Consider the following 21187-nt stretch of genomic DNA (forward strand, 5'->3'; position numbering starts at 1 on the left):
TTGTGATTTTGACCGCACTTTTGATATTTGCTAATTGCTTGTTTAGCATAGAGTTTTTATAGTAGAGATATTTTAAGTTGTAGGAGTTACACTCATGTTTTTACCTAATTATTTCCAAAATCCGCAAATTCTTCATGTTAACGCCACGCCTCATCACGCTTATTTTATTCCTCATGATTCGGTGGAAAGTGCGGTCAAAAATCCGCGAGAATCTTCCGCTTTTTTTACCTTGCTGAACGGCGAATGGAATTTTCAGTATTTTGCAAGTTATTATGATTTAACGGAGGATTTTTTAACCCGGCATTTGCCCGATAAAATTCCGGTGCCGGCAAATTGGCAAAATCACGGCTATGATCATCATCAATATACCAATGTGAATTACCCGATTCCTTTTGATCCGCCTTATGTGCCGCAGGATAATCCTTGCGGGCTTTATCAGCGCAAATTTTGTATTAATTTGAATAAGGCTAAACGCTATTTATTGAATTTTGAAGGTGTGGATAGTTGCTTATTTGTCTATATTAATCAACAGTTTGTCGGTTACAGTCAAATCAGCCACTGCACCTCGGAATTTGATGTCACGGATTTTTTACGCCAAGGTGAAAACGAAATTCATGTGCTTGTATTGAAATGGTGCGACGGTTCTTATTTGGAAGATCAGGATAAATTCCGTATGTCGGGTATTTTCCGCGATGTGTATTTATTAGAACGTGAAAGCCATTATTTGCAGGATTTCTTTATTCGTACCGAATTGGCGGAAGATCTGAAAAGTGCGGTATTAAAAGTGGAACCTTTTTTCGTGCAGGCGGGGGAACCCGCAGCGTTGCGGGAAATGGCATGGCAGTTGAGTGATCCGCAGGGCAATATTCTGCTAAGTGCGGTGACGGAGCGCGGTTTTGAGTATGTCGTAAACGAACTGCAGCTTTGGAATGCCGAGCAACCGAAACTTTATACCTTACTGTTTCGGTACGGCTCGGAAGTTATTTGCCAGAAAATCGGTTTCCGGAAAATCGAGGTAAAAGAAGGCGTGTTGCATTTCAATCATCAGCCGATTAAGTTTAAAGGCGTGAATCGCCATGACAGCGACCCAAAAACCGGTTATGTCATTAGCCGGGAACAGGCGTTGACGGATTTACGTTTAATCAAAACCCATAATTTTAATGCAATCCGTACCGCACATTATCCTAACGCGCCTTGGTTTGCGGAATTATGCGATGAATTAGGTTTTTATTTGATTGCGGAAAGCGATATAGAAAGCCACGGCAGCAATGCGGTTTATGTAGAAATGCCGGAAACGAGTATTTTGCTGAATGTAAAAACTGATCCGAAAACGGATGAAATTCAGCAAAAAACTGTGGATGAATATTGCTATTTCGCGCGCGATCCGAATTTTAAACAAGCGATTCTGGATCGTACTTACGCCAATGTTCAGCGTGATAAAAACCGCGCCAGCGTAGTGATTTGGTCATTGGGTAACGAAAGCGGTTTCGGTGAGAATTTCGAAGCGGCGGCAAAATGGGTTAAGGGGTTTGATCCGAGCCGTTTGGTACATTATGAAAATTCTATTTATCAGCATTCCGAGCATACAAACGATTTAACTCACATTGATTTATACAGCGAAATGTACGCAAGCACGGAATCCATGCAGGCGCATTTTGCCGATCCGAATAATCGCAAACCTTATTTGCTGTGCGAATATAGCCATGCTATGGGTAATTCCTGCGGCGATGCGGAAGATTATTGGCAAATCTTTAATCAATATCCGCAGGCTTGCGGCGGTTTTGTGTGGGAATGGTGCAATCATTCGCCTTATTTAACCGATGGGAAAATGGGGTACGGCGGTGATTTCGGCGATGAGCCCAATGACGGCAATTTCTGTGCCGACGGTTTGGTCACTGCGGATCGGCAGGTGCAAAGCAGTTTGCTGGAAATGAAGAACGTTAATCGTCCGTTGCGGGCAAATTTAACGGCGCAAGGAGTGGAATTAACCAACTATCTGGACTTTACCGATACGGAAGATTTTATCGCCGTGCATTATCAATTCAGCGAAAACGGCATTGTTGTCGGCGAAGGTTATATTGATGACGTGAAAATTTCGCCAAAACAGACCGCACTTTTGCCGTTAAATTTGCCTGAAGACAACGGTAATTTATGGTTGCTGGATTTAACTTATTATCAAAAAAAGGAAACGCCGCTTGTGGCAAAAAATCACCAACTTGGATTTGATCAAATTGCGCTGTTCGGGCAACGGATCGTGCCGGTGGCAAGAATCGGCCGGGTAAAAAGTGCGGTCAAAATCTGGCAAGATTCTGCGGTGATCAAGATTCAGACGGAAAAAGCGCAATTTGTGATGGATAAACGCAAGGGTATCGTGCAACAGATTATGACGGAACAGGGCGGATTATTGCGTGAGCCGCTGGATTTCAATATTTGGCGGGCGTTAGCGGACAATGATAATCTGATCAAACGGCAATGGCAGGCGGCGGGTTATGATCGCGCAATAACACGGGCTTACGAGATTCAGGCGGAGGATTTTTCCTACAAGGCGGTGGTTAAAGCGAAATGCGGGCTGGTTGCGTTGTCGAAAGCGCGGATTTTAACCCTTGATGTGGTATACCATATTTATGCCAACGGCGAACTGAAAATTGAAATCGATGCGGAAAAAGCGCCACAGTTGCCGTTTTTGCCTCGTTTCGGTTTTCGTTTTGTGTTGGATGAGGCTTTCCAACAGGGTGAATATTTTGGTTATGGCGAAACGGAAAGTTATGCGGATAAACATCATGGAGCAAAATTGGGATTGTATCGCACTACGGCGCAACAAAATCATCGGGATTATCTCAAACCGCAGGAAAACGGCAGCCATTGGGGTTGTTCTTTTGTCAAACTGCGGTCGGAAAACGAGGAAATTTGTGTAACTTCCGACAAGCCGTTTAGTTTTAATCTTTCGCCTTATAAGCAAGAGAGCCTGCAAAAGGCGAAACATAATTATGATTTGGAAGACTCAAACTCAACGGTGCTTTGCATTGATTACAAAATGAGCGGAATAGGCTCGAATTCCTGCGGACCGGTTTTGAAAGCAATATACCGTTTGAAAGAAAACAAATGGCATTGCGGCTTCAGATTGCAGATTTTATAAAAATTGTAATCGCACTCAGCAAAGTGCGGTACAAATTTGACGAATTTTGTAATAAATAAGGGCACCTGTTAGGTGCCCTTATGATCTCGACGAATGCGATTACAAATCATCAATCAATAAATAGATTTTTGCAACCGGGCCGTGTACGCCTACTACTTTGATCAATTCAATATCCGCAGTGGAACTCGGACCTGAAATGATGTTAACGCAGGAGGGCATACGTTCGCCTTTTTGCGCTTTATCGTGCAACACTTTTGCCAGTTGAGCGACGCGCGGAAGCACTTGACTTTTGCGTAGCACAACAATGGATTTTTCCGGCAGTAAGCTTACGGCGCGCCCTCTTTCCGGCTGCGAATAAAGTACGATGCCGCCGGATTCCGCCAAGCCGTATTCCGCATAAACAACGCCGATATTCGCTTTTTCCGCTTTATCAATGTTTTGTTGCCCGGTTTCCGGTGACCAAATATGGCAAGGATATTTTTCCTGTAACGCCTGAGTTATGCCAAGCCGGGTTAAGCGCTCGTCGTCGTTTAGAATAACGGAATTTCCTCCGTATTTTTCGCATAATGAAAGTGCGCTCGAAACAACGTCGGATTCCGGGCAAACCTTGACGTCAACCATCATCACTTTGGCAAAATTGACAAATTCTTCGCATAGTTGCGCTTGTGATAATTCCGTTAAACGCTCGGTCGGATAGCGGTTTACCGGTTCTTCCATCGCTTGTGGACTGAAACTGCGGGCTTTCCCCATTTTTGCCGCTAAACGATTTAAAAATTGTTCTCGATTATGTTGGAAATCCATTAGTTACTCCCTCTTTTTTTAAACCAGTCACGGAAACTTTCGCCGTCGGATTGCGGTAAATTACGGGCTTTTGTCCATTCGCCCAAAGCACCTACAGAAATCGGCGCTTTGCCGTCTTTAATGAGTTTATTCATTAGCTTAGCGCCCATATTAACGCCGACTTTCCATACCGCCGGGTGGGAGTTGGCAAAATTGAAACCCAAAATAGAAAGTTTTTCCAATGGCGGACGAAGATTCTGCGCGACCATTTTTTCGCGGTGTTTATTGATTAATTGTGCAAGCGGAATACGTACCGGGCACACGGAATTACAAGCGGTGCAAAGAGAGCAGGCATACGGTAAATCTTTAAATTCTTCGTAGCCGCCAAGTAGTGGCGAGATAACCGCACCGATCGGACCCGGATAAATTGAGCCGTAACCGTGACCGCCGATTTGGCGATAAGCCGGGCAGGTATTTAAACAGGCGCCGCAACGGATACAGCGCAATACTTCTTTGAATTCGCTGGCTAAGATGTCGGAACGTCCGTTATCCACAATAACTAAATGGAAGTCTTCAGGACCGTCGGTTTCGCCTTCAAGGCGAGGACCGGTTAACCAGGTATTGTAACCGGTTAGTTTGGCACCTACGGCACTGCGGGCAAGCATGGTGATTAAGACGTCAACTTCCTGAAAAGTAGGCGCAAGACGTTCCATACCCATTACCGCAATGTGGGTTTTCGGCAGAGTAGTGGCTAAACGCAGGTTTCCTTCGTTGGTCACTAAACATACGGAACCGGTTTCCGCAACGGCGAAGTTACAACCGCTGATACCGATGTCCGCTTCCAGGAAATCCTGACGGATTTTTTTACGTACGAACAAGGTCATGTCTTCCGGTGTTTCAGCACCTTCGTAACCTAGTTTTTCATGCAAATCTTTACGGATTTGATGACGATCTTTGTGAATGGCGGGTACTACGATATGAGAAGGTTTATCGCCTGAAATCTGTAATAAATATTCGCCTAAATCGGTCTCGATAACTTGAATATTGTCTTGTTCAAGTACCGCATTTAAACCGATTTCTTCCGTTACCATAGATTTTGATTTTACAATTTTCTTGGCATTTTTTTCACGGGCGATACGACGGATATAATTGGTGGCTTCTTCGGCGGTTTCGGCAAAAAACACATGACCTCCGTTTTTTATCACGTTTTCGCTCAGCTGGTAAAGATAAGCATCTAGATTCTGTAAAACATGATTACGGATTTGTTTGGCGAGATCACGCCATTCTTCCCAATGACCTAATTCGTCCACCATTTTTTGGCGATTTGCGCCGATGGTTTCCTGCGCTTTAACCACGGCTTTACGCATGATCTCGTTGTTAACTTCATGGTTTACACGTTCTTTAAATGCAAGGTTGCTTGTTTTTAATGACATTTTATTTCTCCTCTTGCATTAATACTTCGGCAATGTGCATAACTTTCACTTTTTTGCCTTCGCGTTCCAGGCGCCCTGCAATGTTCATTAGGCAGCTTACGTCCGCACCGATTAAATAATCCGGATCCGCTTCGGAAATATGGGCGACTTTTTCTTTTACCATTTCGCCTGAAATTTCAGCCATTTTCACGGAGAATGTGCCGCCGAAGCCGCAGCAGGTTTGTTGATTTGCAATAGGTAACAGGGTTAAGCCTTTCACTTGCTGTAATAAAGAAACCGGTTCTTTTACAATGCCCAGTTTACGGGAGAGGCTGCAAGACGGATGATAAACCGCTTTGCCGGTTAAGGTTGCGCCAACGTTGGTGACGCCAAGCACGTTAACGATGAAATCCGTGAGATCATAAAAACGATCTGCGATTTTTTGCGCCCGTTCGGCCCATTGCGGCTCGTTAAAACGGGTAAAATATTCCGGGTAGTTTTTAATTGCGTAAACGCAAGAACCTGCCGGGGCGACAATCGGGTAATCATTGACTTCAAATGTTTCCACCAGATTTTTCATTCCGGGCAGGGCTTGTTTGGTATAACCGCTATTGAGGGCGGGTTGTCCGCAACAACCTTGTTTTTCTAAAAAGATAACCTTGCAGCCAAGTTTTTCAAGTAAAAGTACGGTGTTTTTGGCAACACCGGCTTTTACTACATCTGCTAAACAGGTTACATAAAAGTTAACGTTCATTTATCACTCCTAACGTGAAAAAATCAAAATATCCACCGCACTTTAGATTTGATTTGGAGAAAAAGTGCGGTCGATTTTTAGTAAATTTTAAATATTATAAAATAACGGGATTACAAAAAGCGCTACCAGTGCGGCAATAATGCCATAAATAATCATCGGCAGTACAGTTTGTTTAATAATATTACCTTCTTGATTATTGGTGCCTAACACGGAGGATACGGCAACGATATTGTTTATACAAACCATATTACCCATTGCACCGCCCACAGATTGCAAGGCAAGAATGAGCGTTGTGGATAAGCCGGTTAATTCGGCGGTAGAAAGTTGTACGCTGCCGAAAGTTAAATTGGATACGGTATTGGAACCTGAGAAGAACGCGCCGACGGCTCCCAGATAGGAGGAGAATAACGTCCAGTGTTCACCTGTGGTTTCCGCAAATGTTTTACCGATAGTTTTCACCATTGAGCCTTCACCGCCGACTAACATTAAATTCACCATGATTAACGCACCGATCAACGCGATAAACGGATTTTTACTGCGTTTTAAGCTGTCACCGAAAATGTCTGTCGCATTACGGAATGACACTTTAAACAACGGGATGGCGATTAATACGGTAACGATAAACGGAATAAACGCCGGTACGTAAAGTAGTTTATAGCTTGCGCTAACGCTGGTATCGAAGATATTTTTTAAACTAAAAATCAAACCGCGACTGATTTCAAAGTCGCCCAGCGAACCGATTCGAACGGCGAACCAAGTGGTGGCGTCATTCATCCATGCTTTAAACGGAAGCTGTTGAATACGGGTAATGATTAAAATCGCAATTAGCATACCTGTCGGTAACAATGCTTTGCTGATTTCCTTGAAAGATACCGCGTTGTTATCAAGGTTGTTTTCCACCCGAGCAAGACCGATATTACGGTTTGCCGCTAATACGGAGATTAATAAGCCGATAGCGCCGCCTACTAACGCAGGGAATTCATAGTTGAATTGTGCAATCAGGAAATAAGGGACGACGCAAGCAAACACGCTGAGGTAAATAAATAAAATATTTTTACGGATTTCCTGCCAACCTACCATAATTCTCAAACCGAGTAACGGAATAACGAAAGCGGCGAAGCAGTGGATAAGGGCGGTCATTGAACCGATTTCAAGAATTTGTTCGTCATTAAGGTTTAACGGGCCAAAACCGAACCAGGTCGGTGTACCTACCGCACCGAAAGAAACTGGTACGGAGTTCATGATTAGGGCAAAAACGGCTACTTTAATCGGGTTAAAGCCTAATCCTACTAAAATCGGCGCGGCAATAGCTGCCGGCGTACCAAAGCCACTGGCACCTTCAATCATAAAGGCAAACGCCCAACCGATAATCATTAATTGCGCGACCGGATTAGGGTTAATATTACCCAACCATTTGCGTAATGTATTCGTAACCCCGGATACTTCGGAGAAACGATTGAATAAGATAGCACCGAAAATAACGGTGATTGGTGTTTGTACGGCGATGATACTTGCCGTTACGTTTGCGCTAACGATAGCAATATTGGTGCCAAAAAAAGCGAGATGAATAATTAAAACGCAAACTGCGATCCAGGGTAAAGCGACATAAGAGGGCCAAGCGTTACGTTTGACCATTAAATAAATAAGTAAAATAATTGGAAGAATACTGAGGAAAAACGCCATATTGATTCCTTATCGAAAATGTTAATACGGAAGTCTGTATAATATTAAAAAAATGTTAATAGAAAAGTTAAAAATTGCTAAATTGTGACTTAGTTAACAAAATATTTACAGAAAATTTGTGGAAATTAAAAAATGAGTAAATTTAATAAGTTAAATTAATAATAAAGAGGTGTTAAATAAAAATCGGAAAACCGGCGTTAATAGAATGTAAAAAAGGTGAGCAAAGCGCTCACCTTTGATATAAATTATTTTTCACTTATTCTTCTTCATTCAACGGCTGAATCAAAATTTTTGAGCGACGCTGATAGTTATAATGATCGCGCTTTTCTTTCGGTAGATCTTCCACATTGGCAAGACGGAAACCGCGTTCTTGGAACCAATGTACGGTTCTTGTCGTGAGCACAAATAGTTTTTCAATGCCTAACTGTCTTGCCCGTTTCTGAATGGCTTCTAATAAAATATCCCCGCGGGAAGAACTTCGATAATCCGGGTGAACCGCCACGCACGCCATTTCCGCCATATTTTCTTCCGGATATTGGTTTAAGGCGGCGCAAGCGATAATCACGCCATCCCGGTCGATAATGGTGTAATTGGCAATGTCCATTTCAAGCTGTTCACGGGAACGTTTGACCAAAATCCCCTGCTGTTCAAGCGGATGAATTAATTCGATTAATCCCGGAATATCTTGAACCGTAGCGATACGGATATCTTCCGAATTATCAACGGAAAGCTGGGTTCCCACACCGTCACGGGTGAATAATTCCTGTAATAAGGAACCGTCTTCCTCATAACTTAACAAATGAGAACGTTTGACGCCCGCTTTACAAACTTCAATCGCCGCCTGCAGGAAACGTGCTTGGGAACAATGATATTCGCCTTGCTGAATGTATTGATTGAGATATTTTGCCGCATCCTGCGGTAATAAATCGGGAATAGATATGCCTTGCGGATCGAGAATACCTTGAGTGGAACTAAAGCCGATAAGTTTTTCCGCTTTAAGTTTTATTGCAACCTGAGTCGCAATTTCTTCGAACGGTAAATTAAATGTCTCGCCTGTTACCGACGGGGCAATCGGTCCCAGCAACACAATGGCATTATTATCCAAATGATGTTTAATATTATCAATTTCGATACGCCGGATTTTCCCGCTTAACATATAATCGACGCCGTCATCCACGCCGATAGGCTGAGCAAGAATAAAATTGCTGCTCACTACATTCAGAACAGGTGAATGCGGCAAACGTACGGAAAGGCGCGCCGTAATATCGTAACTAAGCTGACCGACCGCCTGTTTGACCAATTCTAATGTTCTCGGATCGGTCACTCGAATATTTTTGTGATAAACGGAAGTGACATTATTTTGGGCTAATAAGGAATTAATTTGGACTCTTGCGCCGTAAACAATAATTAATTTAATGCCTAAACTATGCAACAGGCTGATATCATTAATGATATTAATGAAATTACTACTGGCGATAGTGTTTCCGTCAAGCATAATGACAAAGGTTTTACCGCGGTGCATATTGACATAAGGTGTTGATTGTCTAAACCATTGAACTAATTCTGTACTGCGCATATTTTATTATCCGTTTATATAATTATTCACTTATTTTGAATTTATATTCATTTTAATCAATATGCAAGGGAAATTAAAGTGTTTTTTCGATCAACCTTTACTATGGACGTTGTCATGTAACGCAACTTTTCGCTCTTAGTTTTATGGAGGGAACAGATACGCAGTGACTAAGGGGAAGAATTTCCCCCTCCGCCTTTCAGGCACCTCCCCCGACTTCGCGGGGGAGGGAATGGGCTGAATGACATTAGCGTTATTGTAATAGGCAAAATATCGCTCCCACTTTTATGGGCGGCGCCGTCACGAAGTGACTAATGGAGCAATTCCCCCTCCGCCTTTCAGGCACCTCCCCCGACTTCGCGGGGGAGGGAATGGGCTGAATGACATTAGCGTTATTGTAATAGGCAAAACATCGCTCCCACCTTTATGGGCGGCGCCGTCACGAAGTGACTAATGGAGCAATTCCCCCTCCGCCTTGCAGGCACCTCCCCCGACTTTGCGGGGGAGGGAATGGGCTGAATGACATTAGCGTTATTGTAATAGGCAAAATATCGCTCCCACCTTTATGGGGGGAGCTGTCACGTAGTGACTGAGGGGGGGAACAATCTTTTTATGCAACAATATTAAATTGTTCTTTCATTAGAGCTTCAAAATCCGTGCAACCGCCGATTGGTTTTTCATCAATAAAGATTTGCGGCACGGTTTCCACTTCTTTGCCGACGGATTTTGATAAATCCGCTTTGCTGATGCCCTCGGCAATAATATCAACATAACGATAGTCGAAATCATCTAAGCTGTTTTTTAATTTTTCTGCTAAGTTTTTAGCACGTACACAATATGGGCAACCAGGGCGACCAAAAATAACTACGAACATGATTTTTTCCTTCTTGTTTGAAATACTTTTTGCATTTTACTTGATAAAGAACAAAACAATAAAGTGTTTTTCAGCATTATTGCGATTGGTGTAATATATCAAACAGCTTATCAGGAGGTGATTATGTCAGAGAAGAATTTTATCGAAACTCTATTATCCCATCGTTCTATTCGTCAGTTTAAATCACAGCAAATAGCGCCGGATATTATTGAGCAATTAGTCGATGTGGCACGTTTTGCGTCCAGTTCCAACCATTTGCAATGTATTTCAATTGTTCGGGTTATGCAGCCGCAACTGCGTCATGAATTAATGCTTTGTGCATCAGGGCAGGCTTATGTTGAAAGTGCGGCGGAATTTTGGGTATTTTGTGCGGATTTTAATAAACACAAACAAATTTGCCCGGAGGCGCAATTGGATTATACGGAAGTCATGTTAATCGGTGCGGTGGATGCCGGTATTATGGCGCAAAATGTGTTGGCCGCCGCTGAAAACCTCGGGTTAGGCGGTGTTTATATCGGTTCTATCCGCAATCAAATCGAAAAAGTCGGCGAGCTGTTGAATTTGCCTGAATATGTCGTGCCGTTGTTTGGAATGTGTTTAGGTTATCCGGATCAGAATCCGCCGTTAAAACCCCGTTTACCGCAGGAACTGATGTTTTTTGAAAATCAATATCGGCCGTTGGATAAAGAGATGTTGAATGATTATGACAAAGAAGTGGCGGAGTATTATAAAAAACGCAGCCAAGCGGATATGGATTGGTCTCGTAATGTGGTGAAAACCTTAGGTAAACCCGTTCGTCCGCAGGTATTGGGTTATTTGCAAAAACAGGGTTTTGTGAAAAAGTAGGCTGCAATGAAACTATTGATGCTATGTCGCGAACCAAATTTGTATAGCTGCCGCCGTTTAAAGATGACGGCGGAAAATGCGGGTCATAAAATGGATATTTTGGATCCGAATCGTTTTTTGTTAAAAATTCAGGAAAATCGACCGCACTTTGCATTGTATTATCAGCCTAATCAAGGAACGCCCTATTTATTACCTGATTATGATGCGGTAATTCCCCGTTTTGGTACGCAAAGTACAAAAATGGGCTGTTCGGTGTTAACCCATTTAGCGGCGAAAAATATTCCCTGTCTAAATAACCCTGCGTCTTTTGCTCTTGCGCGAGATAAATGGCTGAGTTTACAGGCGTTAGCCGCTGCGAATATTGCCGTGCCGGTAACGGTGTTTGCCGGGCAGGATTTCCAAGCGGGAAGCGCGGTAGAGAAGGTTTCTTCACCGACTATTTTGAAAACGCTCAACGGTTCGCAGGGTATCGGCGTTATCCTCGCCGATCGCTCGCAAAGTGCGGTCAGTATTATGGAAACTCTCACGCTGTCTCATATTCCGGTTTTGTTACAGGACTTTATCGGCGAGGCCGGAGCTTCGGATATCCGTTGTTTTGTGATTGGCGATAAAGTTGTTGCCGCTATGCAACGTAGCGGACAAAAAGGCGAATTCCGAGCCAATTGTCATCGTGGCGGCATAACTCAACAAATAACTTTGAGCGATGATGAAAAGCTTATTGCCGTACGTGCGGCTCAAGCATTAGGATTGGATGTAGCGGGTGTGGATTTGATCCAATCTAAAAAGGGATTATTGGTGTTGGAAGTAAATGCCAGTCCGGGATTAGAAATGATCGAGAAAACCAGCGGCATTGATGTGGCAACGCAAATGATTGCTTATTTAGAAAAGAAAATTGCCGGTTTGTGAAAAAATCGTTAAACAACATTTTGTTTTTGCCAACTTAGCGGTAAGATAAAGTCAGTTTTAAAGGAGAAAATTATGATTATATATTTACATGGTTTCTCATCCAGCCGACCGGATGATTATGAGAATGTGATGCAGTTAAAAATGATTGATCCTGATGTGCGAGTTATCAGTTATAGTACGGTTCACCCTCGCCATGACATGACTTATATCCTGAATGAGACCCATAAATTAGTTTCTGAAACTCAAGATGATAAACCGATGATTTGCGGTGTAGGTTTGGGCGGTTATTGGGCTGAGCGGGTCGGCTTTTTGTGCGGTGTTAAGCAAATTATTTTGAATCCGAATTTATTTCCGGAAGAAAATATGGAAGGCAAAATAGACCGTCCGGAAGAATATCTTGATATTAAAACCAAATGTATTGAAGATTTTCGCGAAAAAAACCAAAGCCGGTGCCTTGTATTCTTATCAAAAAATGACAAAGTGGTGGATCCTAAACGTTCCGAAGCCTTGTTATCCCATTATTATGAAGTGATTTGGGACGATACGGATGCACATCAATTCAAACATATCGCGCCATATATTCAGCGCCTAAAAGAATTTAAAGCGGCGTAATTAATAAGGACGCCTTGTGGCGCCCTTATGGAATAAGTTAGCAATTAATAATTGTTCTGTCTGTTAATTGATAATTCGGCGGTAATTGCGGGTCCGCATCCTCCTCGGTGAGCGGTACAACTGCCGGCGCTCTCGGATAACTTTCCGTTACCGTGCCTTTTTCTTTGCCGAGTAATTGATTTTGCAATCGTGCAAAGCCCGTTTTACCGGATAACCAAACCTGAATAAAGTATTGGTTGAATTCCGCATCGAAATAATGATCTAACACCTGATCATTCAAAATAAAATAACCCGTATTCTCTAACGCAATATAGCTTAAACGATCATTGGGTAAAAAATCCGGCATTGGTATTGCGGATAATTCCTTTAACCATTTTTCCGTTTGCTCTTTAGTTGCGCCTAATGAGGTCATTTCTTTAATTAAAATAATAGAGAAATTTTTTCCTTCAACCGGTTTTGCATAGTCGAATGAAAACATCAGCGGTGACTGATGATCTTGATATTCGCCGTTTTCAGTATCAAATGAAACGGTATAAACAAGGAACGGACCCCAGTTATAATCGGCTTTGCCCACATTAGCCCATTGTGCATTGAGCACAGCGGGCGCGAGACAGAAAAGCGATAAGAAAAGCGGTTTAATCTTCATAAAAAAATTTCTTACTAAACATAAATTGTTGCTGATTATAGCAAAATAATGAAAAGAAAAAAGGCGAACCTATGTCGCCTTTTCGAATTTATTCACAAATTTACTTATTTCAAGCTACCAACCATATCGGCAGGTACCACCCATTTGTCGAAGTCTTCGGCTGAAACTAAGCCTAAGTTGATTGCTTCTTCACGTAATGTGGTGCCGTTTTTGTGTGCGGTTTTCGCAATTTTCGCCGCATTTTCATAACCGATATGGGTATTTAATGCGGTTACCAACATTAATGAGCTGTCTAGCAAATGTTGAATACGCGGTGTATTCGGTTGAATACCGGTTGCGCAATGTTCGTCGAATGAGATACAAACGTCCGCGATTAATTGAGCGGATTGCAGGAAGTTCGCCGCCATTACCGGTTTAAATACGTTTAGTTCGAAGTGACCTTGTGAGCCTGCGAATGAAATGGTGGTATCGTTACCTAACACTTGTGCGGCAACCATTGTCATGGCTTCGCATTGAGTCGGATTTACTTTACCCGGCATGATTGACGAACCCGGTTCGTTTTCAGGAATTAAGATTTCGCCGATACCTGAACGCGGGCCGGATGCCAATAAACGAATATCGTTAGCAATTTTGAATAATGACATGGCAACTTGTTTTAACGCGCCGTGGGTTTCCACAATGGCATCATGGGTTGCTAAAGCTTCAAATTTGTTTTCTGCGGTAATGAACGGAAGACCGGTGAATTTCGCAATATATTCCGCAACTTTCACATCATAACCTTTAGGCGTATTCAAACCTGTACCTACGGCGGTACCGCCTAATGCCAATTGACGTAAATGCGGTAAGGTATTTTTAATTGCAGTTAAACCAAAGCTTAATTGCGCCGCATAACCGCTGAATTCCTGACCTAAAGTTAATGGTGTTGCGTCCATTAAGTGAGTACGGCCGATTTTCACCACATCTTTGAATTCTGCAGCTTTTGCCGCTAAGGTTTTTTGTAAGCGCTCAACCGCCGGAATAGTGGCTTCAACTACTTTTTTATATGCCGCGATGTGCATTGCAGTCGGGTAAGTATCGTTTGAAGATTGGGATTTGTTTACATCGTCATTCGGGTGAATGATAGATTTTTCACCTAATTTTCCGCCGTTGATCACATGGGCGCGGTTAGCGATAACTTCGTTCAGGTTCATGTTAGATTGCGTACCCGAACCGGTTTGCCAGATTACCAACGGGAATTGGTCGTCTAATTTACGGGCAAGAATTTCATCACAAGCCTGACCGATTAAATCGCGTTTTTCGGCAGGTAAAACACCTAAATCTGTATTTGCAAAAGCAGCGGCTTTTTTCAAATAACCGAATGCTTCAATGATTTCATGTGGCATAGATGCCGCAGGACCAATTTTAAAATTATTGCGAGAACGTTCGGTTTGTGCCGCCCAGTATTTATCTGCAGGAACCTGCACTTCACCCATAGTATCTTTTTCAATACGAAACGCTGTCATTGTATCACCTCATTGTAATAAATAAAAAATTTGAACTGATTCTAACACCTGGGAGGTAGGATTGAAATGAAGAAAATTTACGAAAAGCGTTTTTTGTGATTTAGATCATTTTCGTTTAATTTTGCCTTATTTTTACAAAACCGCAGCGGATGTTTATAATTTAGTAAATACTAAATGAATGAAGAAAAGCAAAATGAACGACAAAATTATTTTTAATCAATCGGAAAATCCAAAAGATTCGAAAGAACCGACCGATTTTGTGGCGAAACAGGAATTTATCGATATAACTGATGCCGATGTGCGGCTTGACCCGGAAGATTTAACCGGCGAGTTCTCACTAGGGCAAGAAGGCGAATTGTTGACTGAAAATTTAACGGAAAGCCTAACGCCTAAACCAAGATGGTGGAAAAAATTGCTGATTTTGACCGCAGTTTTATTCTTCGGGGCAACCGTTGCGCAATCCGTTCAATGGCTGATTGATACATGGCAGCAACAGCAGTGGATCTATTTCGTTTTTGCTCTGGTCAGTTTATTTGTGGTGATTCTTGGTTTTTCCGCATTATTCCGAGAATGGCGACGGTTAGCCATATTGCGCCGGCATATTGATTTACAGCGACAAAGTGAAACTTTATTGCAAAAAAGTGCGGTGAATTTCGAGCAAGATTTGCCGGCACAGGATAGTGAAAGCGGCAAGCAGCTTTGTTTAAAAATTGCCGAGTCTATGAATCTGGAACCGCAATATCCGGCATTAAATCAATGGCAGAAGCAAATTAATGAAAGTTATTCGGCGCAGGAAGTGGCGTATTTATTCAGCCAAACCCTGTTAAAGCCGATTGATGCCAAAGCGATTAAATTAGTGACCAAAAGTGCCGTTGAGGCGGGTACTATTGTGGCAATCAGCCCTTTAGCATTGGTGGATATGTTTTTTATCGCGTGGCGGAATATTCGGTTAGTGAATCGCATTGCCAGACTTTACGGTATTGAATTAGGTTATGCGAGCCGTTTGCGGTTAATTCGTCTGGTGCTTTTAAATGTGGCGTTTGCCGGTGCCACGGAGCTCGCACAGGAAATCGGTATGGACTGGCTTTCGCAAGATATCGCCGCCAAGCTTTCGGCACGAGCGGCACAGGGTATCGGTGTTGGTTTGTTAACCGCGCGTTTAGGTATTAAAGCCATGGAATTTTGTCGCCCGCTGGTATTTAGCAAGCAAGAAAAACCGAAATTAACGGCGATTCACCGGGAATTATTAAGTACATTAAAATCAACGGTTTTTACCTCGTCTAAAATAAAAGATAAAGAGAAAATGTAAATAAAAGTTGCCATTAATCTTTAAATGTTTACAGTGAAAGGGTATGATGAAGGCAATTATTTTATTCGGTCAATTGTAGGGAAAACTATGTCGAAAAATACTGCTAAAAGGTCAGCGCATTTTACAGTGAATCAGTATGAAAATTTTACGGATGTGGTTGCGTTAAGCCCTAAAATGGCGGCGTTGGTTGAAAAAGCAAAAAAATTCGCCCTGCTTGACGCGCCGTTGCTTATTCAAGGCGAAACCGGTACCGGTAAGGATTTGATAGCAAAGGCTTGCCATAATTTAAGCGCGCGAAAAGATCAGAAATTTATTGCGGTAAATTGCGCCGGGTTGCCCGATACGGATGCCGAGAGCGAAATGTTCGGTCGCGCCGACGGCGATAAAACTTCAACCGGCTTTTTTGAATACGCCAATGGCGGCACTGTATTACTGGACGGCGTTGCCGAATTGTCATTAAATCTACAGGCAAAATTATTGCGCTTTTTAAATGACGGCACTTTTCGCCGGGTAGGGGAAGAACAGGAACATTACGCCAATGTGCGGGTGATTTGTACCTCACAGATTTCACTGCAGCATTATGTGGATGAAGGAAAAGTGCGCAGTGATTTATTTCATCGGTTGAATGTATTATCGTTGCAAATCCCGCCGCTGCGCGAGCGTAAAGAAGATTTAGCCGTATTAACCGAGAATTTTGTTCGGCAAATCAGCCGCCGGTTAGGCGTTCGAACGCCTGAATTTGACGGGCAGTTTTTACAATATTTAAAAGATTACCAATGGCCCGGCAATGTGCGGGAACTGTATAACGCGCTGTATCGGGCCTGTTCTCTTGCCGAACATAACAAACTGACCATCGACGGTTTAAATTTGTCCGAGAATGAAACCGTGCCTTTAACGTTAGAGCAATTCGGCAATGAAAGCCTGGAAGAAATCATGAATAACTTCGAGGCAAGCGTTTTGCGCAAATTTTATGAACAATATCCGAGTACAAGAAAACTGGCTTCCCGATTGGGCGTTTCCCATACCGCCATTGCCAATAAACTTAAGCAATACGGTATCGGTAAATAAGCGGAGATAAAAGTGCGGTTAAAATTTTAAGATTTTTTGTTGTAAGACTGCCATTTGAGCGCTTTGTTTATTATTCGGATAAATCAAACCTTCAAAATTCCTCCAAAAAATACCGCACTTTTTTCTGATGTTAGCGTTTTGAACAGGCGCTGAATTGCGGTAGAATATCGCTCATGATTTTTTCTGTTTTGATGAATTATTCTAATGAAACCTATATTTCTTGAATTGCGCCATTTAAAAACTCTGCTTGCCCTGAAAGAAACCGGTTCCGTTTCTTTAGCCGCCAAACGGGTTTATTTAACCCAATCCGCCCTTTCTCATCAAATTAAATTGTTAGAAGAGCAGTACGGCTTGCCTTTATTTGAACGGAAAAGTAATCCTTTGCGTTTTACCGCAGCTGGCGATCGTTTGCTGCAATTAGCCAATGATATTTTGCCAAAAGTGGTTGCGGCGGAACGGGATCTTTCCCGCGTAAAACAAGGTGAAGCCGGCGAATTGCGTATCGCGGTGGAATGCCATACCTGTTTTGACTGGTTAATGCCGGCAATGGACAGCTTCCGTCAGCACTGGCCTTTGGTGGAATTGGATATCGTATCCGGTTTCCATACGGATACCGTTGGTTTGCTGCTTACTCATCGTGCCGATTGGGCGGTGGTTTCGGAAGTGGAAGAAACCGACGGCATTGTTCATAAACCGTTGTTTTCTTATGAAATGGTCGGTTTATGCGCGAAAGATCATCCGCTCGCCCACAAGGAAATATGGGAGGCGGAAGATTTTGCCGATCAAACCTGGATCACCTATCCGGTGCCGGACGATATGCTGGATTTACTACGTCAAGTATTGAAACCCGCGGGAATCAACCCTGTTCGCCGAACCAGCGAATTAACCATTGCTATTATTCAATTGGTGGCAAGCAAAAGGGGCGTTGCCGCACTGCCGTTTTGGGCGGCAAAACCTTATTTGGATCGGGGTTATGTGGTAGCGCGCAAAATTACGCAAAACGGCTTGTACAGTAATCTTTATGCAGCTTATCGCGAAGAAGACGCAAATAGCGCGTATTTAGAAGATTTTTATGAAACCGTTAAATCGCAAAGTTTTTCCACCCTGCCTGGGTTGTCTGTTCTGGAATAATTAGTTGTTGTAAAAATGTCCGAAATCGTATCAAAAACCCCTGTTCGGGATGCGGCCAAAGCGGCTTTTCCTTATTCAGCCCCGATGATTGCAGGCTTTATCTTTCTCGGTATCGCCTATGGCTTATATATGAAACAGCTTGGCTTCGGCGTGCTGTTTCCGGTTTTTATGGCTTTGCTTATTTATGCCGGCTCCGTTGAGTTTATTGTTGCCGCCGCACTGGTTGCGCCTTTTTCACCGTTAAATGTATTCTTAATTTGTTTAATGGTAAGCGGACGGCAAATTTTTTACGGCATTTCGATGCTGGAAAAATACGGCGGGCATTTAGGCAAAAAACGTTGGTATTTGATTACTTCATTAGTAGATGAAGCTTTCTCATTGAATTATATGGCAAAAATCCCAAGTTATATCGATAAAGGCTGGTATATGTTTTTTGTGAGCCTTTATCTGCAAATTTATTGGGTTATGGGTGCGGGGATCGGCAATCTGTTCGGCGCGATGCTGCCTTTTGATCTTAAAGGTATCGAATTTGCCATGACCGCGTTATTCATCATTATTTTTGCCGAAAACTGGTTGAAAGAAAAATCCCATGAAAGCTCGTTACTTGGATTGGGCATCACACTGACCAGCCTGATTATTGTCGGTAAAGAGCAATTTTTGATTCCGTCTCTGCTCGGCATTTGGATTATGCTGACATTGAGTCGCCCTAAATTAAGCAGCAAATTGAAACGCATTGAATAAGGTAGAATAATGACGCTGACAGAACAAATTATCACTGTCGGGATGGGTATTTTAGGCGTACACATTTGCCGTGTTTTGCCTTTTTTGATTTTCCCGCCAAATCGCCCGATTCCCGAATATATCCGTTATCTCGGTAAGGTTTTGCCGGCGGCAATGTTCGGCATGCTGGTGATCTATTGCTATAAAAATGTGGATATTTTCAGCGGGTTTCACGGTTTTCCCGAGTTTCTGGCGGGGCTAATTACATTAGCGCTACATCTGTGGAAGAAAAATATGTTTCTTTCAATGGCGGTGGGAACCGGGTTGTATATGTTTTTAGTACAGGCGGTATTTGTTAATTAGGGCGTTATTTCTCAAAAATTTGTAATTTTAATTTATAATTTTTGAAAGGAGCGTTCGCTTTTTCGGCGTTATTGGCAAAGCCAAGGCTCAAAATTTCTCGTTTTTTGACCGCACTTTTATCAATATAAATTCAGCACTGCTGCGAAGTAGTGCTGTTTTTTTATATAACAAAGAGAATATTTAACTATTTTCTAATTTAGCCGGATTAAATAGGTAAGAATTAAATATTATTTAATTTAATGTAATATTTTTTAATTAATATATCTATTTTGCTGGTAATTGAACAAAAAATGATTAAAATTCGCCCTTTTATTTCTATTGAATGCAAAAAGGTATTTTGGCGTGTTAAACGATTTTGTCATTATGGTGGAGCAGGGAATTCACTGGTTGGTAGATAATGTGGAAGGTCCGTTATGGGATGCTACTATCGTGATTTTGCTCGGTGTCGGATTATTTTTCACGATAACCACAGGTTTTGTTCAGATCCGTTTATTTCCGCATAGTCTGCGGGAAATGTGGTTCGGGCGTGAGGTTCAGGGCGATTCCTTAACGCCGTTTCAGGCTTTTGCAACCGGGCTGGCAAGCCGGGTCGGGGTAGGAAATATCAGCGGTGTGGCAACCGCCATTGCACTTGGCGGACCCGGTGCCGTTTTTTGGATGTGGCTCACCGCATTAATCGGTATGTCCAGTGCTTTTGCCGAGTCTTCATTAGCTCAATTATTTAAAATTAAGGAAGCGGACGGTTCGTTTCGCGGCGGTCCCGCCTATTACATTACTCAAGGCATAGGTTCCCGATGGTTGGCGGCGGCCTTTGCCATTGCATTGATTTTTACCTTTGGCTTTGCCTTTAATGCGGTACAGTCCAATTCGATTGTTGAGGCAACCCGCAATGCCTGGCTGTGGGATGAACATTATGTGGGCATGGGGCTGGTGTTATTAACCGCGCTTATTATTTTTGGCGGCATTAAACGTATCGGTAAATTTTCAGCCCGCATTGTACCCGTAATGGCATTGGTATATTTGCTGATTGCCGTCAGTATTTTGTTAATACATTACGATCGGATTCCGTCGGTAATCAGCCTGATTATCCGTAGCGCCTTTGATTTTTCCGCCATGGCGGGCGGTGTTTTTGGCGCTATGTTGTCAAAAGCGATGTTACTGGGGATCAAACGGGGATTATTTTCTAACGAAGCGGGGATGGGATCGGCACCCAATGTGGCGGCAACCGCCGATGTGAAACATCCGGCAAGTCAAGGATTGATTCAAATGCTGGGCGTATTTGTGGATACTATGGTGGTTTGTACCTGCACCGCGATTATTATTTTATTATCCGATAATTACGGTGGCGAACAGTTGCAAAGCATTTCACTTACTCAAAACGCATTAAAGTATCATATGGGTGAGTTCGGTTTGCATTTTCTGGCGTTTATTTTGTTGTTGTTTGCCTTTTCTTCGATCATCGGCAATTACGCTTATGCCGAAAGTAACATCCGTTTTATAAAAAATAACCCTGTTGTGGTGAATCTGTTTCGCGCTATGGTGCTGTTTTTTGTATATTTTGGCGCGGTTAATTCCGGTGGAATTGTGTGGGCGTTTGCCGATACGGTAATGGCGGTAATGGCAATGATTAATTTGGTTTCGCTGATTATTTTGTCGCCTATTGTGTGGCTGTTATTAAAGGATTATCACCGTCAAGCCAAGCAGGGTATTGTACCGGTATTAGATATTATGTTACATCCGCGTTTATTAAAACTGCGCCTTGATCAACGATTGTGGAACAGAAGATAGTTTTACGGATAAAAAGTGTGGTCATTTTTGAGGAAATTTCAAGCCGACTCTGTATTTTGTAATAAAAAACGGTAAGTATTGTTG

At 42.7% G+C, this 21187-nt stretch carries 18 protein-coding genes; 10 read left to right on the plus strand and 8 right to left on the minus strand.

Annotated elements, in window-relative coordinates; all coding sequences use genetic code 11:
• The first annotated feature begins 94 nt into the window (after positions 1–94).
• Positions 95–3136, plus strand: a complete 3042-nt coding sequence (locus tag MS_RS03480) for a glycoside hydrolase family 2 TIM barrel-domain containing protein (RefSeq protein ID WP_011199928.1) — start codon at positions 95–97, stop codon at positions 3134–3136.
• Positions 3137–3235: 99 nt separating this feature from the next.
• Here MS_RS03480 and MS_RS03485 read toward each other — a convergent pair whose 3' ends face one another.
• The 6 genes from MS_RS03485 to MS_RS03510 all read right to left on the minus strand — a co-directional run bounded on the left by MS_RS03485 (position 3236) and on the right by MS_RS03510 (position 10212).
• The gene (locus MS_RS03485; protein ID WP_011199929.1) at positions 3236–3937 is read right to left on the minus strand and encodes a LutC/YkgG family protein; all 702 of its coding nucleotides are present in this window, start codon (positions 3935–3937) and stop codon (positions 3236–3238) included.
• The gene (locus tag MS_RS03490; protein WP_011199930.1) at positions 3937–5349 is read right to left on the minus strand and encodes a LutB/LldF family L-lactate oxidation iron-sulfur protein; all 1413 of its coding nucleotides are present in this window, start codon (positions 5347–5349) and stop codon (positions 3937–3939) included. Before MS_RS03490 ends, MS_RS03485 begins: the two co-directional genes overlap by 1 nt.
• 1 nt (position 5350) lies before the next feature.
• Complete coding sequence (locus tag MS_RS03495) at positions 5351–6082, minus strand: (Fe-S)-binding protein (protein ID WP_011199931.1); 732 nt, start codon at positions 6080–6082, stop codon at positions 5351–5353.
• 87 nt (positions 6083–6169) lie between these two features.
• Positions 6170–7765, minus strand: a complete 1596-nt coding sequence (locus MS_RS03500; RefSeq protein ID WP_011199932.1) for a lactate permease LctP family transporter — start codon at positions 7763–7765, stop codon at positions 6170–6172.
• Between the two features lie 256 nt (positions 7766–8021).
• Positions 8022–9341 (minus strand): amino-acid N-acetyltransferase, encoded by a 1320-nt coding sequence (gene argA / locus MS_RS03505; protein ID WP_011199933.1) that lies wholly within the window; start codon positions 9339–9341, stop codon positions 8022–8024.
• Positions 9342–9948: 607 nt separating this feature from the next.
• Complete coding sequence (locus tag MS_RS03510; RefSeq protein ID WP_011199934.1) at positions 9949–10212, minus strand: GrxA family glutaredoxin; 264 nt, start codon at positions 10210–10212, stop codon at positions 9949–9951.
• 123 nt (positions 10213–10335) lie between these two features.
• Between MS_RS03510 and nfsA the strand changes: the two genes are divergently transcribed.
• The 3 genes from nfsA to ycfP all read left to right on the plus strand — a co-directional run bounded on the left by nfsA (position 10336) and on the right by ycfP (position 12576).
• Positions 10336–11058 (plus strand): oxygen-insensitive NADPH nitroreductase, encoded by a 723-nt coding sequence (nfsA, locus tag MS_RS03515; RefSeq protein ID WP_041639611.1) that lies wholly within the window; start codon positions 10336–10338, stop codon positions 11056–11058.
• Between the two features lie 6 nt (positions 11059–11064).
• Entirely contained in the window at positions 11065–11964 is a 900-nt protein-coding gene (locus MS_RS03520) for an ATP-grasp domain-containing protein (protein ID WP_011199936.1), read from the plus strand.
• Positions 11965–12036: 72 nt separating this feature from the next.
• On the plus strand, positions 12037–12576 hold the full coding sequence (gene ycfP / locus MS_RS03525; protein WP_011199937.1) for an alpha/beta hydrolase YcfP: 540 nt from the start codon (positions 12037–12039) through the stop codon (positions 12574–12576).
• A 37-nt stretch (positions 12577–12613) separates the two neighbouring features.
• Here the strand turns inward: ycfP and MS_RS03530 are convergent, their stop codons facing one another.
• Together MS_RS03530 and fumC are read right to left on the minus strand one after the other, a co-directional pair.
• Complete coding sequence (locus MS_RS03530) at positions 12614–13222, minus strand: hypothetical protein (RefSeq protein WP_011199938.1); 609 nt, start codon at positions 13220–13222, stop codon at positions 12614–12616.
• Between the two features lie 104 nt (positions 13223–13326).
• Entirely contained in the window at positions 13327–14724 is a 1398-nt protein-coding gene (fumC, locus tag MS_RS03535) for a class II fumarate hydratase (RefSeq protein ID WP_011199939.1), read from the minus strand.
• Positions 14725–14917: 193 nt separating this feature from the next.
• Between fumC and MS_RS03540 the strand changes: the two genes are divergently transcribed.
• The 6 genes from MS_RS03540 (at position 14918) to MS_RS03565 (ending at position 21103) form a co-directional block, all read left to right on the plus strand.
• Entirely contained in the window at positions 14918–16033 is a 1116-nt protein-coding gene (locus MS_RS03540; protein WP_041639612.1) for a TIGR01620 family protein, read from the plus strand.
• An 87-nt stretch (positions 16034–16120) separates the two neighbouring features.
• Positions 16121–17101 carry a sigma 54-interacting transcriptional regulator gene (locus MS_RS03545; protein ID WP_176752349.1) on the plus strand — a complete coding sequence of 327 codons (981 nt, stop codon included), beginning with the start codon at positions 16121–16123 and terminating at the stop codon, positions 17099–17101.
• A gap of 204 nt (positions 17102–17305) precedes the next feature.
• Positions 17306–18232, plus strand: a complete 927-nt coding sequence (locus MS_RS03550) for a LysR family transcriptional regulator (RefSeq protein ID WP_011199942.1) — start codon at positions 17306–17308, stop codon at positions 18230–18232.
• A gap of 15 nt (positions 18233–18247) precedes the next feature.
• Positions 18248–18973 carry an azaleucine resistance protein AzlC gene (azlC, locus tag MS_RS03555; protein ID WP_011199943.1) on the plus strand — a complete coding sequence of 242 codons (726 nt, stop codon included), beginning with the start codon at positions 18248–18250 and terminating at the stop codon, positions 18971–18973.
• A gap of 9 nt (positions 18974–18982) precedes the next feature.
• The gene (locus tag MS_RS03560; RefSeq protein ID WP_011199944.1) at positions 18983–19315 is read left to right on the plus strand and encodes a branched-chain amino acid transporter permease; all 333 of its coding nucleotides are present in this window, start codon (positions 18983–18985) and stop codon (positions 19313–19315) included.
• Between the two features lie 363 nt (positions 19316–19678).
• Positions 19679–21103 (plus strand): alanine/glycine:cation symporter family protein, encoded by a 1425-nt coding sequence (locus MS_RS03565; RefSeq protein WP_090654782.1) that lies wholly within the window; start codon positions 19679–19681, stop codon positions 21101–21103.
• Positions 21104–21187 lie beyond the last annotated feature (84 nt).

The sequence above is a fragment of the [Mannheimia] succiniciproducens MBEL55E genome, from assembly GCF_000007745.1.
GTDB lineage: Bacteria > Pseudomonadota > Gammaproteobacteria > Enterobacterales > Pasteurellaceae > Basfia > Basfia succiniciproducens.

Bases quoted from the DNA above. Each gene is read 5' to 3' on its own strand.
- MS_RS03480 (WP_011199928.1), top strand. From the start codon at position 95: ATGTTTTTACCTAATTATTTCCAAAATCCGCAAATTCTTCATGTTAAC.
- MS_RS03485 (WP_011199929.1), bottom strand. From the start codon at position 3,937: ATGGATTTCCAACATAATCGAGAACAATTTTTAAATCGTTTAGCGGCA.
- MS_RS03490 (WP_011199930.1), bottom strand. From the start codon at position 5,349: ATGTCATTAAAAACAAGCAACCTTGCATTTAAAGAACGTGTAAACCAT.
- MS_RS03495 (WP_011199931.1), bottom strand. From the start codon at position 6,082: ATGAACGTTAACTTTTATGTAACCTGTTTAGCAGATGTAGTAAAAGCC.
- MS_RS03500 (WP_011199932.1), bottom strand. From the start codon at position 7,765: ATGGCGTTTTTCCTCAGTATTCTTCCAATTATTTTACTTATTTATTTA.
- argA (WP_011199933.1), bottom strand. From the start codon at position 9,341: ATGCGCAGTACAGAATTAGTTCAATGGTTTAGACAATCAACACCTTAT.
- MS_RS03510 (WP_011199934.1), bottom strand. From the start codon at position 10,212: ATGTTCGTAGTTATTTTTGGTCGCCCTGGTTGCCCATATTGTGTACGT.
- nfsA (WP_041639611.1), top strand. From the start codon at position 10,336: ATGTCAGAGAAGAATTTTATCGAAACTCTATTATCCCATCGTTCTATT.
- MS_RS03520 (WP_011199936.1), top strand. From the start codon at position 11,065: ATGAAACTATTGATGCTATGTCGCGAACCAAATTTGTATAGCTGCCGC.
- ycfP (WP_011199937.1), top strand. From the start codon at position 12,037: ATGATTATATATTTACATGGTTTCTCATCCAGCCGACCGGATGATTAT.
- MS_RS03530 (WP_011199938.1), bottom strand. From the start codon at position 13,222: ATGAAGATTAAACCGCTTTTCTTATCGCTTTTCTGTCTCGCGCCCGCT.
- fumC (WP_011199939.1), bottom strand. From the start codon at position 14,724: ATGACAGCGTTTCGTATTGAAAAAGATACTATGGGTGAAGTGCAGGTT.
- MS_RS03540 (WP_041639612.1), top strand. From the start codon at position 14,918: ATGAACGACAAAATTATTTTTAATCAATCGGAAAATCCAAAAGATTCG.
- MS_RS03545 (WP_176752349.1), top strand. From the start codon at position 16,121: ATGTCGAAAAATACTGCTAAAAGGTCAGCGCATTTTACAGTGAATCAG.
- MS_RS03550 (WP_011199942.1), top strand. From the start codon at position 17,306: ATGAAACCTATATTTCTTGAATTGCGCCATTTAAAAACTCTGCTTGCC.
- azlC (WP_011199943.1), top strand. From the start codon at position 18,248: ATGTCCGAAATCGTATCAAAAACCCCTGTTCGGGATGCGGCCAAAGCG.
- MS_RS03560 (WP_011199944.1), top strand. From the start codon at position 18,983: ATGACGCTGACAGAACAAATTATCACTGTCGGGATGGGTATTTTAGGC.
- MS_RS03565 (WP_090654782.1), top strand. From the start codon at position 19,679: ATGGTGGAGCAGGGAATTCACTGGTTGGTAGATAATGTGGAAGGTCCG.